The organism is Gemmatimonadota bacterium, from assembly GCA_040388625.1.
Taxonomy (GTDB): domain Bacteria; phylum Gemmatimonadota; class Gemmatimonadetes; order Gemmatimonadales; family Gemmatimonadaceae; genus Fen-1247.
The window spans coordinates 171016-184237 of record JAZKBK010000001.1; the positions used below are offsets into that span (position 1 = coordinate 171016).

General features: G+C 61.5%; 11 protein-coding genes. 6 read left to right on the forward strand and 5 right to left on the reverse strand.

The genetic code is table 11. The features are described 5' to 3' along the window. Window positions 1-42: 42 nt before the first annotated feature. The 4 genes from V4529_00720 to V4529_00735 all read left to right on the forward strand — a co-directional run bounded on the left by V4529_00720 (window position 43) and on the right by V4529_00735 (window position 3373). Window positions 43-507 carry a GNAT family N-acetyltransferase gene (locus tag V4529_00720; GenBank protein ID MES2356848.1) on the forward strand — a complete coding sequence of 155 codons (465 nt, stop codon included), beginning with the start codon at window positions 43-45 and terminating at the stop codon, window positions 505-507. A 95-nt stretch (window positions 508-602) separates the two neighbouring features. Then, complete coding sequence (locus V4529_00725) at window positions 603-899, forward strand: hypothetical protein (GenBank protein ID MES2356849.1); 297 nt, start codon at window positions 603-605, stop codon at window positions 897-899. 13 nt (window positions 900-912) lie between these two features. Continuing rightward, a complete protein-coding gene (locus tag V4529_00730) occupies window positions 913-1209 on the forward strand; it encodes a hypothetical protein (GenBank protein MES2356850.1) in 297 nt (98 codons plus the stop codon). Between the two features lie 121 nt (window positions 1210-1330). Next, entirely contained in the window at window positions 1331-3373 is a 2043-nt protein-coding gene (locus tag V4529_00735; GenBank protein ID MES2356851.1) for a TonB-dependent receptor, read from the forward strand. 78 nt (window positions 3374-3451) lie between these two features. Here the strand turns inward: V4529_00735 and V4529_00740 are convergent, their stop codons facing one another. From V4529_00740 to V4529_00750, 3 genes are read right to left on the reverse strand one after another with little or no spacing between them, the layout of a single operon-like run. Next, window positions 3452-4699, reverse strand: coding sequence for a serine hydrolase (locus V4529_00740; protein ID MES2356852.1), 1248 nt, complete (start codon window positions 4697-4699; stop codon window positions 3452-3454). A 45-nt stretch (window positions 4700-4744) separates the two neighbouring features. Further along, window positions 4745-6643, reverse strand: coding sequence for a glucosamine-6-phosphate deaminase (nagB, locus tag V4529_00745; protein ID MES2356853.1), 1899 nt, complete (start codon window positions 6641-6643; stop codon window positions 4745-4747). 15 nt (window positions 6644-6658) lie between these two features. Next, window positions 6659-7597: a phenylalanine 4-monooxygenase gene (locus V4529_00750; protein ID MES2356854.1), complete on the reverse strand. Its 939-nt coding sequence runs from the start codon at window positions 7595-7597 to the stop codon at window positions 6659-6661. Window positions 7598-7646: 49 nt separating this feature from the next. Between V4529_00750 and V4529_00755 the strand changes: the two genes are divergently transcribed. Together V4529_00755 and V4529_00760 are read left to right on the forward strand one after the other, a co-directional pair. Next, window positions 7647-8606, forward strand: coding sequence for an extracellular solute-binding protein (locus V4529_00755; GenBank protein ID MES2356855.1), 960 nt, complete (start codon window positions 7647-7649; stop codon window positions 8604-8606). A 314-nt stretch (window positions 8607-8920) separates the two neighbouring features. Further along, window positions 8921-10684, forward strand: a complete 1764-nt coding sequence (locus V4529_00760; GenBank protein MES2356856.1) for a hypothetical protein — start codon at window positions 8921-8923, stop codon at window positions 10682-10684. A 1596-nt stretch (window positions 10685-12280) separates the two neighbouring features. On the opposite strand, the gene V4529_00765 is transcribed toward V4529_00760, so the two are convergent. Both V4529_00765 and V4529_00770 read right to left on the reverse strand, forming a co-directional pair. After that, complete coding sequence (locus V4529_00765; GenBank protein MES2356857.1) at window positions 12281-12427, reverse strand: hypothetical protein; 147 nt, start codon at window positions 12425-12427, stop codon at window positions 12281-12283. A gap of 478 nt (window positions 12428-12905) precedes the next feature. Next, complete coding sequence (locus tag V4529_00770) at window positions 12906-13157, reverse strand: hypothetical protein (GenBank protein MES2356858.1); 252 nt, start codon at window positions 13155-13157, stop codon at window positions 12906-12908. Between the last annotated feature and the right edge of the window lie 65 nt (window positions 13158-13222).

A 13222-nucleotide genomic window follows, 5' to 3' on the forward strand; every position in this document is an offset into this window, starting at 1 on the left:
GCGGGACTGGCGCGTCCCTGCGGGCGTACGCATTTTCAGGGCGTGATTACTCGCAAGGCAACTCCCGAAGACGCGGCGTCGATCAGCGCGTTGATCGACCTCTACGTGCCCAGTGGCACTCTCCTGCCGCGATCCGAAGAATTCATCGCCATGTACGCCCACGAGTTCGTCGTCGTGGAGCGGGACGGCGAAATCGTAGGCTGCGTGCACCTGGACGAATACTCGCCCAGCCTGGCGGAGCTGCGCTCGCTTGCAGTTGCACCGGGGGCGCAGGGTATCGGAATAGGAAAGGCACTCGTCGCGGCCACCGAACGGTTCGCGCGAGCGCGCGACTACACGACCCTCTTCGCCGTAAGCAACGATACCGAGTTCTTTGCGCGATTCGGATTCACGCGCCGCAATATCCCGGAGCTCGATCTGGAACGGAGCGAGGTCAGCAAGTACAAGGGAGTCTTCGCGAAAGATCTGGCGGCCACGAATATCGGGCAGTCCGGCGTGTCGGCGTAGCGCCTGCGGCAACAGCTGGAGCAACCCCCGTCTTGTGTGCGCGTGTCGTATATTCGGACAGTGGTTCCCACCGCCCGCCACCCGGTAATTACGAAATGGATCCAGGAACAGCGCTGGTCGCAATCATCGGAACCCTCGGGGCTTTCGGAGCTCCGGTCGCGCTGATGTACATGTGGCTGCATCGCCCATCGGCAAAAAAGGAGTTTGGCCAGCGGCCGGCTGACGCGGCACTGGAGGCTCGCCTCGAGCGCATCGAGGTTGCGGTGCAGGCAATCGCACTCGAAACAGAGCGGATCGCCGAAGGCCAGCGCTTCACCACCAAATTGTTGACAGCGGCGCCGGATCGTACACCGGCGAACATTGGCGCGAACGCCGATCGTTTCGGCGCGTAGGAACAGCCAAAAGGTGGCCAATCGTCCAGAGCTCGTATCCGTTCGCGACGTTTCAGTTCGTTACTTGCACCTGCGCGCGCCCGCCGAAGAGGTGCAGGAGACGGTTCTGCAAGCCGGCCGGTCGATGAAGGGCGACGGGCTGACGATGGAAGAAATTCTCGTGGTCCTGAAGGGCGCCGTGCGGCTCGCCACCGACCACGTGAGCCAGCCCAGCACAGCGGAACGTGCGTTATGGCTCCGCTCCCAGCTCACTCCGTGGCTCGTCTCGCTCTACATCGGAGATCTCGCGGAATCGGACGAGGACGTCTAGCCGCCGGCGTCAACCCGGTTATCCCGCTCGTCCCGGCGGAGTTGTCGATTCTCGCGACTGCGCCAACTTTCATGACATGAAAGACCCTGCAGCGCCTCATCCGCGTCGGACACATCGCGTCATGACGCATTTCATCCCCCGTCTGATCGCCGCGCTTGTTCCAGCTCTCGCGCAGCAACTCTCCGCGCAGGGCACGCCACCCGACACCTTGCCGGCGGTTCACGTCACCGTGCTTCGTACGCCATTCGATGTCACGAGAGCACCGCTGAACGTTGCATCGGTCGGCGCGCGCGACATCGCCGTTGCGCGACCCGGCTTTTCACTCGATGAAGCTCTCGGGCAGGTCGCGGGGATTCAGGTCGACGACAGACTGAACTTCGCGATCGGTGAACGTCTCTCCGTGCGTGGCATCGGTGTACGCTCGCAGTTCGGCACGCGCGGCGTTCGGGTGCTGGTCGACGACATTCCTGCGACGCTCGCAGACGGTCAATCCGCGCTCAACAACATCGACATGGGCTCGCTCGGCCTGGCGGAGGCTATTCGTGGTCCGGCATCTGCGTTGTACGGAAACGCATCGGCTGGCGTCATCTCGTTTCGAACGCTGCCGCCGCCGCCAGTCCCGTTTGCACCAACCGCGCGCGTCATGTCAGGCAGCAACGGACTCGCGCGATTCCAGCTTGGCGCCGGCGGAATGAAGGGGAGAGGCAGCTACGTCGTAAACGCCGACAGACTCGACTATTCCGGCTACCGTGCGTACAGCCACGCACGCAACGCGCACGTCAACGCCGTCGGGACATGGGACTGGGACAGGATATCGCTCAAGCTTGTCGCCAACGGCGTGCAGTACAACGCCGAGAATCCCGGAAGCCTTTCGGATTCGCTCCTGAAGATCGATCGACGTCAGGCATACTCGAACAATTTCAGGCAACGCACCGGTGAGCGCGGCCGTCAGAATCAGGTGGGTGCCACTGCACGCGCGCAACTCGGAGTCGGCGAGCTGCGGCTGTCTGCATATGGGTTGACGCGCTCGATCAACAACCCCATTCCGACGAGCATAATCGGCATTCACAGAGCGGCGGGCGGAGTGCGCGCAGCATACGCCGTGACCCAGGGCAACGCCGATCGCAACGTGACAGCAATGATAGGCGGCGAGTCCGACCTGCAGCGGGACGACAGGCGCAACTGGGTGAACAGCGCCGGTGTCGCCCGCGCATTGACGCTGGACCAGCGCGAACGCGTGACGAGCACGTCGCCATTTCTGCAGCTGAGTGCAACCGCCGGCAAACTGACATTTCTGGGCGGTGCGCGATACGACCAGTTTCGTTTTGAAGCGCAGGACCATCTCATCAACGCCACCAATCCGGATGATTCGGGCGTGCGCAAGATGACGTCCACGAGCCCCACTCTGGGTGTCGCGTATGCCGTGACGCCGCTGCTGTCTCTGTACACCAACGTGTCCAACGGATTTCAGACGCCGACGACGACCGAGCTCGCCAATCGTCCAAGCGGGGCCGGTGGTTTCAATCCGACGCTGCAGCCGGAGCGCACCCATTCGCACGAGGCTGGAATCAAGGGCCGCGCGAGCTTCATGTCATACGACTTCGCCGCGTACGACATGCGCATCGATGACGAGTTGATCCCATTCGAGGTGGCATCCACTGCAGGACGGCAGTTCTACCGCAACGCCGGCACCGCTCGGCACCGCGGCATCGATGCGAGCGCGACCGCCGTGCTCATGCCCGATGTGAGGCTGCATGGTACATACTCGTTCACCGACGCGCGTTACGTGAGCTACACGGTCGCGTCAGGCGCAACGACGACGTCCTACGCGACCAACCGTGTTCCCGGCGTGGCCCCGAACCTTGCATCGCTGTCGCTGGATGTCGGCGCTCCGGAGTCGCGCTTCTTCTCCGTCGAGGAGCGCTATCGGTCCAATATCATGGTCAACGACGCGAACACCGCATCTGCACCTGCGTCGATCGTTACCAATCTGCGTGGCTCGATGCGCGTCGGGCCGACGTCGCTGTTTGGCGGGATTGGCAACCTTTTCGATGAGGTGTACGACACGTCGGTGTCGATCAACGCCTTCGGCGGTCGTTACTTCGATCCGGCCGCGGGGAGAACGTTCTACGTCGGTATCGATCTACTCTCCGTCAGGAAGTGACGGAGAGTAGATGACGGGACACCGGTCAATGATTGGCGGAGAAATCGCGACGGGGTGAAGTCCGGGCGATGACGCGCGTCATTCCGGCCGAGTTGCCGGATGCAGCGCCTCCCAATCGATCAGCGGCGCGTCCATCACTGCTTCCTGCACAGCGTCCGCAACCGCGCGACGCAACGGCCCAGCTTTCTGATTATTGCGTGTGGGATAGACGCGGTTGGTGAGTAGCACCACCCACACCCCGCGCTCCGGGTCGGTCCAGATGGAAGTGCCGGTAAAGCCAGTGTGGCCGTAGCTCCGCGGCGAGAAGTACCGGCCAGCACTCGAATGCGGTGCGGGTGTGTCCCAACCGAGTGCACGGCTCGAACCCGGATCCTGCGCCGCGGTCCAACGTGCAATCGTCGTAGGCGCAAGAAGGCGCACGGATCCAACGCTTCCACCATTCAACATCATCCGCGCGAAGATCGCCATGTCGTGCGCGGTCGAGAAGAGTCCCGCGTGGCCCGACACACCTCCCATAGCGTTCGCGTTCTCATCGTGCACCTTGCCCCACACGAGGCCTCGCAACGTATCAATTTCCGTTGGTGCGATATGGCGCCTGTCCACCGTATCCGGGCGATACCCGGTCTCGGTCATGCCGAGCGGTCCGAAGATGTGCTGTGCGGTATAGGTGTCGAGTGTCTGACCGGTGATTCGCTCCACGATGAATCCCATCAGCACGTAGTCCCAGTCGCTGTAGACCGACTTGGTGCCAGGTGGATATGCCAGCGGACGCGAATTGATCGCAGCGAGGAACTGCTGCTTCCCCTTGAGCGTGGCCCACAGCGGTGCGAAGGCTTCCAATCCACCGCGATGCGTGATCAGCTGCCGCACTGTTATGTCCTTCTTGTCCGGCGCGTTGAATTCCGGCAGGTACGACGCCACTGTCCGGCTTATGTCCAGCTTTCCCTGTTCCTCCAGCATCATCGCCGCCGTCGTCGTTGCCACCACCTTGGTGAGCGAGGCCACGTCGAAGCGCGTGTGCTCATCCACTGCCGGTGCAGTGTCCGCGTACGTCAGACGACCATACGAGTGAAGATAGATGAGATTGTCGTAGCGTCCGATTGCGACCGCCATTGCAGGCGCCGCGTGGTCTGCGATCGCCGCGTTTATGATCGAGTCGATGCGCGCCGGCAGCGTCGAATTCAAGCCTGCGACGACTCTCGCGTTGGTTGGAGTATTTGCAACTGGAATGCTTGGCGTTACGGGATGAACCGTGGTGCTGCACGCGGTAACAACTATCGCACCTACCGCAACTGTGGCGATGCCGAACCTGCTTGCTCGATGCATGGTCTTGCTGAATGGAGAATGGTTTGTCAGTGTACGCGCTTTCACTCAATGCTCCGGCGCGTCGCCCAGAGCGCTGGTCGGAACTGCGGGCGCGTCGATCGGCTTGCCGTGCTTTCGCACCACATAAGCTTCCATCGCGTAGTACTCGGGTAATCCAAGTCCGTCGATCAACGCCGCCGTGCTGCGATTGCGATCTTCGACACGTTGCCAGAACTCGCGCTCGTCCTGGCCAGGGAAGGGAGCGCGATCCTTCTGACTTTGATGTTTGAAGATCGCGAGAATCTTTTCGCGCAGCTCTTCTTCGGACAGCGGGACGAGCACATCGGCTGCAGCGACAGTCCATTCCTGCCACGCGCCGCGATAATACCACAGCTCCGGCACCTCGCCGGAATATTCCGCGAGCGCGCGCTCCACCACTTCCAGGCACATCCGGTGAGTGCCGTGCGGATCGGACAGATCGCCAGCGACAAAGATCAGCTCCGGCCTGTGCGACTCGAGCAGCGCGAGAGTGATGCGCACGTCCTCGGGGCCAACAGGTGCCTTGTGCACTTTCCCGGTCTGATAGAACGGAAGATTGAGGAAGCGCGCCTGGTCCCGCTTCATGCCGAAGCTTTCGATCGCCGAAACTGCCTCGGCTTCCCTTATCGCGCGCTTGATCGCCTGCACTTCGTCCGAATCGACTTGTCCTTGCTTCTTGATTGCAAGCGAGTGCTCCGCGGCATTGACCAGTCTCCGCATCGGTGCGTCGTCCAGCTTGAACTCGCGATCCATGCGGCCGACGAAGTCAAGGTACCGGCGCACTTCGTGATCGAAGACGGCGATGTTGCCCGATGTCTGATACGCGACGAGAATCTCGTTGCCGTTCTGGTGCAGCTTGTGCAACATCCCGCCCATCGAGATCACGTCGTCGTCGGGATGTGGCGAGAACACGATGATGCGACGTCCGTGCGGCAGCTTGCTGCGGCCACGGACCTTCGCAACCAACGCGTTGAATACCTCGCCGTTGAGCGGGCCGGCAGAGCCGTAGCGCGCAACGAGCGAGCTTAGATGGTTCTCGCGGTAATCGTGTGTGTCGAGCTTGAGCACAGATTTTCCTGTGAGCCTGCTCAACCAGATCACCGCGTCGATCGCGCGATCGCGCGTCCACTTTACCTCGCCTACCAGCCACGGCGTCGCAATGCGCGTGAGATCCGCGGCCGCCGCAGGATCGACGTAGAACGTCGCGTCGGGATGTTCCTGCAGATATGTCGCGGCAACGTCCGGACTCTGCTCTCCCTCCGCGGCCCGTCGCACGATCGCGGCCTTGTGCTCGCCAGTGGCAACGAGCGCGATCTCCCGCGCCTCGAGAATCGTCGCAACTCCCATCGTCACGGCTTCGGTCGGAACGTTTTCCTCACCGAAGAAATCCGCCGCGGCGTCGCGCCGGGTGATCGTGTCGAGCGTGACGATGCGCGTCCGGGAGTCGGCGCCGGAGCCCGGCTCGTTGAAGCCGATGTGTCCCGTCTTCCCGATGCCGAGCAATTGAAGATCTATTCCGCCGGCGTCGCGAATCGCCTGCTCGTATCGCGCGCATTCGGCGTCGATCGCGTCGCGCGGAACGTCACCGCGGGGAATGTGCACGTTCTCGCGTGCAATGTTGACGTGGGAAAAGAGATTCTCCCACATGTAGCGGTGGTAACTGTGGATGTCGTCCGGCGCGACTCCAAAATATTCGTCGAGATTGAAAGTCACGACGTCGGAGAAATCCAGACCTTCGTCGCGGTGCATCCGGATCAGCTCTCGATAGATACCGATCGGCGTGCTTCCAGTCGCAAGTCCGAGCACCGCATGGTCGCCCGATTTCTGCCGCGCGCGAATCACGTCGCGCATCCTGCCCGCGATCAGCCGCGCAATTTCATCATCTTCCGCAACGACTACCCTTATCCGTTCCCGTGGCGCAGACAACGGTGCGATCCGTCCTTACGCCGAAGCTTCGATGAAGCTGCGGACGTCGACGTCCGACAGAGCCGGCTCTCCCGGCGAGACATTGTCCAGCTTGCCCTGCTTCATCCAGTCTTCCAGCACGCCGACCTGTTCGAACAGGTGTTCGAATGACTCTACGATGAAGAGTAGCGGCTGGTAGTGATCGATCTCGAAGTACTGGTTGATCACCCACTCCAGCTGGATCGGATACCGCTGCACCATCGGCGACTCGATGCTGTGCTGCAGCTCGCCGTACGACGAGAGCAGGCCGCTGCCGTACGCCTTGACCCCTTTCCCATCCGGCGCACGCATGAGTCCGAACTCGACAGTGAACCAGAAGAACCGCGCCATGGCCTTCATGATGCTCGTGGTGCGGCGAACCTGCTCGTCCGGATCCTTGATACGCTTCACGATATGAACGGCGGTCTGCGCCGCCTCTCCGAAGCGTACCAGCGCATCGGCGAAGGCGGGATCGGTGTGCATCGGCACGTGGCCGGCGATGTCGTGGAAGATGTCCGGCTCGGGGAGGTAATCCAGCCGGCCAGCATCGCGGATGGTGATGGTCGTCGGAAACTCGCGCTTCCGCAACGAATCGAAGAACAGATAGGCCGGGACATACCCGCTCACGGCTTTCGCCTTGAAGCCCGTGCGCGGCGCCATGAACTTGTTCACGTCTTCCAGACGCGGCACCGCACTCGGATCGAGGCAGAGCGTTTCGACGCCCTGCAGGAAACGCGGATTGGCGTAGCGCTGCCACCGGTCGCCCATACGTGCGAACAGCTGCCTCCACGCCTCGTGATTCTCGGCGTTATACAGGTCGTACGGCTGTTCGATGTACAGTTCGCCGTGCGCGCGCGCGGCTTCTATGAACGGGGCGCGCGTAGTCGTGAGCCCGGGAATATCTTCCGCCGTGTCGTGTCCCAACGTCGTCGCCATTTAGAGCTCCATTTGCCGGATGCAACCAGTGTATGTTACCCGTCCAGCGATGAATCGGCTACTATCCGCGCGGTCAACAGCCTACCCGATCCTCACTGCGGCGGTGGCCGCGCTGATCGGCGCCTGCAGTGGGTCGCCGCGGCCGGATCATCCGCCGCTCGTCGTCTTCAACGCCGGCGCGCTAGCCCTGCCGTTACGGGCGGCGCTCGATTCGTTCGCGCCGAGTCAGGGGTACGGAGCGAGCCAGGAAAACGCCGGGTCTGTGGAGACGATTCGGAAGATCAGCGATCTGGGCCGCGTGCCAGACATCGTCGCAGTCGCCGATACGGCGCTGTTCGCTCGCCTCATACCCGGTCGGCTCACGGGCCCGATCGCGCTGCTCGGCAGCAGCCGCCTGGTTCTGGCATACACCGACCGTTCCCGCTTCGCTGACGAGGTGACCGCCCGGAACTGGGCCGACGTCACGACCAGACAGGGAGTTCAGGTTGGGAGGAGCGATCCCACGCTCGATCCTGCGGGTTACCGGGCGCTCATGGCGATGCAGCTGGCCGAACGGTACTACAAGCGGCCCGGACTCGCGGCGAAGCTCCGGGCGGCGGCATCGACGGCGAATGTGCGTCCAAAATCCGCAGATCTTGTCGCATTGCTCCAGACGGGGAACCTGGACTACGCCTGGGAGTACGAGTCCGTCGCCCGCAAGTTGGGCCTTCGATTCGTCAACCTCCCGCGTGAGGTCGACCTCGGCGATCCAACGCTCGCCACGACGTATTCCGTGGCGAGCGTCGACATTTCATCGCCGAGCTCGGAGAGCAGGTCGGGCGGCGCCTCGCACGTGCCGCTGGTGATGCACGGTGCGCCGATTGTATTCGGCGCGGGTGTCCCGAGGGATGCTCCGCACGCTGAGGCGGCACACCGATTTATCACATTTCTGATGTCACCTGAAGGCCGTTCGATCCTTGTCGCATCTGGGCTGCAACCTGTTGGCGCTGCCGCAGCCGATACCAGATAGTGCGGGAACACGCTTCGGCGAAAATCGTTTGTTTCGCTGAGCATTCTGACGCGTCATATGGTTTTTCTCCTCAACGCCCGTTTGGACCGCACAAAATGGATGAGATAGTTCAATTTTTTACGCGCCGACCCCTCGCGCAGCGCGCATTTCTTGCCTTCACGGTGGCTATGTTTCTTGCCTGCGCAGCGCAGGTCGCCGCGCATTCGTAGCAGCCTGGTGTGACTCTCAGGCCCGTAACGGCCTGCGATTCGCACCGTCCAACACCTCGATGATGCCGCCCCGTGCGGCGAGCTGCACCTAACCTGGAATCGCGTGTGAAATCACTGTACGGTGTCTTTGGCGCTGCTCTTCTGGTTATCGGATGTAGTGACTCTGCGGTCGCGCCGATTCCTGGAGTCCCCGATCCGACGCTTTCGGATCTCGGGACGATGAATGTCGGCGACGTTCGAGCGATGACTTTCTCCGCCGCATCCGGCGGGCTGTCCATTCCGGCATCGTCTGGCTCGGCGCAGTTCGCTGTGGTTCTGGGAAATTCGAACGTGAATGCCGGCACGGTCGGCAGCTACGGCGTTCGCGGCGACTGGCTGACGCCGTCGGTCCAGATTCCGGTGGCGGATGTATTCCCGCCGGCTCAGCGTCCGCTGGAGGTGCCGGGGACGATATCGCGCGGCGAGCAGTTCGAGGCCCAGCTGCGAAACTTCGAGCGCACGGGCCTTCCGCGTCCTGGTGGGCGGCGGAACGCCGCAACGGGCGCCGCTGCGAGCGCCAATGTGCTGACGCCGTCGCGCGCCGTGAACGCCGCGCCAGCCGTTGGGTCGACGATGTCACTCAAGGTCCTGACGGCCGCCGGATTCGGCGGCGTGTCTGCCAAGGCGTGCGACGCGGGCAGTTCGACGACGACGCTTGGCATGGTGCGATACGTATCGACGCATGCGATAGTCGTGAGCGACGTCAACTCGCCTGCTGGCGGCTTCACCGACGCCGATTTCAAGTCCATCGGCGACGAGTTCGACCAGATGATCTACCCGACCGATGTCGGATACTTCGGCACGCCGACCGACATCGACAACAACGGTCACATCATCATCTACTACACGCCCGCGGTGAACAAGCTCACGCCCGCGGGTTCGGCGAGCAAATCGGGATACGTTGGCGGATTCTTCTTCGCCGGCGATCTGTATCCGCCGACCTCTGCCGGCTGTCTGTCCAGCAATCAGGGCGAGATCTTCTACCTTCTTGCGCCGGATCCGAACGGCGTGAACGGCAATTCGTTCAGTACTGCGTTCGTGCGGCAGATAACACGCGGCACGGTCGCGCACGAATTCCAGCACATGATCAACTCCGGCAACAGATACATCTCGCCGTCGGTGGTGAACTTCGAGGCGACGTGGCTGGACGAGGGGCTCGCGCACTTCGCGGAAGAAGCCGTGGGTCGGGTCGAGGCAGGTTTCGCTGACAACACCACGGTCGGACTGTCCGACATCAACAACCTCGACACCACGATAACGCAGGCGTTCTTCCTGCAGAATCTGGCCCGTGCGAAGTATTACGTCGAGCGTCCGGACACGACGGCTGCGATCGTGAGCCACCCCAAGGCAGCGGCCAACCTTGCATCACGCGGCGCGGAGTGGGCGCTCGTGAGGTACGTCGCCGACTGGTTCAATACCGGTGGCGATCCGCGCACGCTCACGCGCAAGCTCGTTGCGGGTCCGGACACCGGTACCGCGAATCTCGTCAAGGCGACAGGCGCGCCGATGGATACGATCCTCGCGCATTTTCTCGTCACGCTCTACGCGGACCACCGCGCCGCCACGCCGCCAGCGTCGCCGTACAACTTCAAGAGTTACAACTTCAGGCAGCTGGTTTCGGGAGTGCTGATCGGTTCCGAGACATCCGCGTCGTATCTGCCGGTAGCGCCGGTCGGCACCGGCGCGTCACTCACCGCGAACGTGCCAGCATCGTCCGCGGCCTATTTCGTTACGTCGGGATCGGGCGCGCGAACGATCCGAATCACGAATGCGGGCGGGACGACCTCGTCGGATCCGAACGGGCGCGTGTACGTGATGCGGGTGCAATAGGGCGACGACGCCGCTAGGCCGCTGAACTGGCACAGACTCGCGATCGCCACGCGTCAAATTAGTAATCGTGCGTATGGCGCCCACATATTGTGGGTTCGTGTAGGCGTCGCCGAAGTCAGCGACGCGTATCGTCGATTCCGAATGTCAGGCGTCCCGGCTCATTTTCGCTCCTCACGAGTTCGGTTTGCTCCGATCGACATGAAGGGGCGTTGCGATGCAATCGTGTCCGGTTCACATAGGATGCCGCGCCTACCTTCCTTGCAAGGATCTTCCCCCTCAAGCTGCACTTACTAGCGAAAGCAAAAGCACACAAACGTTCTATCGTCTAGCGCCCTGTGGCAGAACATCCAAAAGGCGGCATCGCGCACAAAAACGCAGGCAATTGGCTTGAAGAAGCACTGGCGCGGATCGAGTAAAGGCCGACTATTCGTACGGTTGCTCGGAGGCGGCTTCATACCGTTCGGGCGCTCTTAGGCCTTTCAGCATGTGTGTCCGGACCCATGGCCGTTTTCTGAACAGGAGTCACACTCACAACGCGAGGACGGATGCTCTCACCTAAACGCAGAAGGGCTGGGGGTCACGGTGTGTTGGTGTTGGTACTCGTATGGATCACGGCGGTAGGGCTGCGCGCGACGCCGAGCGCGGTGGCTGCGGCGAGGGTCGATGATGAAATGGATCCTTGTCCTGCGGCAATGGAGGGTAACGTTGGATTTAGGGCTGTTGTACCGAATGTTGGCGACCTAAAGTGGGTAGGTACGGCCCGCTCCTGAAGGTCTCGGATTCCACCGGCGGTGTGGCGCGATACGCGTTCACATATGCGCAGGCGACTGATCCCAGCGGGAACACCTGGCTAGCCGAGGGAACCGTCGCCCTGAGGTGCATAGGGTTATCGCTGCCGGGTGTCGAAGTTTGGGCAGCGATGGCGGTGCACTACACGTTTCACGGATCAGTATGGCGCCCAAATCCATACATCGTCTGCAACACTTACCAGTGGGACGATTCGAGTCCCGGAAAAGATCCCGTAGGGCCAAACGATGACGGCGACAATTGCACTTATACGAACGGCTATCAGGAGGTTGCTGAGACCGGCTACGATCCACTTCAAGACTGGTCGAATTGGCAGGGATCGGGTGGCACGTTTGGCGAATATATCTCCGGGCAGATTGGGACAGCCATCGGCAATGCAGACCCCACCACGGGCGAATTCTCATTCTATTGGCCCGATCCGACTGGTGGAGGTGGGGGCGTCGAGTTTGCGTGCAAAATGACAAGCATAGATGACTGGCTGTGTAAGCCGGCGCAAAACCAATCGTAATTTCTTAACAATACTACGGAGAAATCATGAGACAGTCCCTCTTGCCACGAACGCTCCGCGTTGATCGTCGCGCTTGGACTCTGCTAGGAGCGGCGGTCAGCTGCGGTATGTTCGCAGTATTCGGCTGTGATCGCAGCGCTAGTCCGGTAACTTCGCCGTCGAATCAGGCACCTTCGTTGATATCCGTGGTGGCATCACGCGGAATTGCGACCGGAAACTCGCTCGCGACAATTGAAAGCCAACGCGCCAATGTGCGCGAGCAAATGCTGAACGCTGCCGATTCACCCGAAGAGCGTGCGCAGGTTCAGCACCTCCTCGATAATGATGCAGCAATTACGGCGACGACCAATCGCCGGCTTGCGCAACTCGCCGGGAATTACGCTGCATTGGGGTACGCCGAGGCAGAATTGCAGCGGCGGGCGTTTCACGCTACGGGCCCTACTAGCTATCCGGCGGCTGTCGCGCTCGTTGATTACCTCCCGGCGAAAAATGCTCGCGCGGTAGTGTTACGGCGCACTACCGTATACCCGCACGATGTAATTTTGCTGTCTAGGACAGACGGCAACGGCATCGACTTGGCTTCTGCTACATCAGCGTTGCTGGCCGATCGTGCGACCAATGGCACAATTCCAACGCGCGACCATCGACTCGTAGTCGGACGTGCGCTGAACCACCTTGATACACAGACTGCGACGCTCGCCGTAAAGGGGGGAAAGTTGATTAATCGGCTGCGGGGCGAAACAGCTCGCCCACTCCCGGGAATAGGAACAGTCGCGTGGCATGGTCTTCTTGTAGGGACGCTCCGATCCTCGATGCCGACGCTCACCTCATAACTAGCGTTCCATGATCTTGGCGCACTTGCGGTTGCAGTGATTGTAGCATACACGTGTCACAAATATCTGTCTGCTAGAATGTTGGTGTCCGCTCTCCGGCGCGTTTCGGTATGCGCTGGAGAGCGTTCACTCTCGCTGCACATGCAGGCGAGAGGTTTGCTAACGCCGCGGCGATTACTGGCGACAGCAATACTTCGTCGTGATCGGAAATGGCGTACAGCTCCTCAACGAACCGCTCGGCATCAGCCACAGGTAACACCGTCGCGACTGCTGCGAGAATTTCGTCGCGGCTGAAGTACATTCGATAGTCATATGATTCCAGCATCACCACACTCCAAGTAAACCTTGTTGGCAGTCCTCGCATGTCCTTTTTCAGCGGTCGCCGCAGCA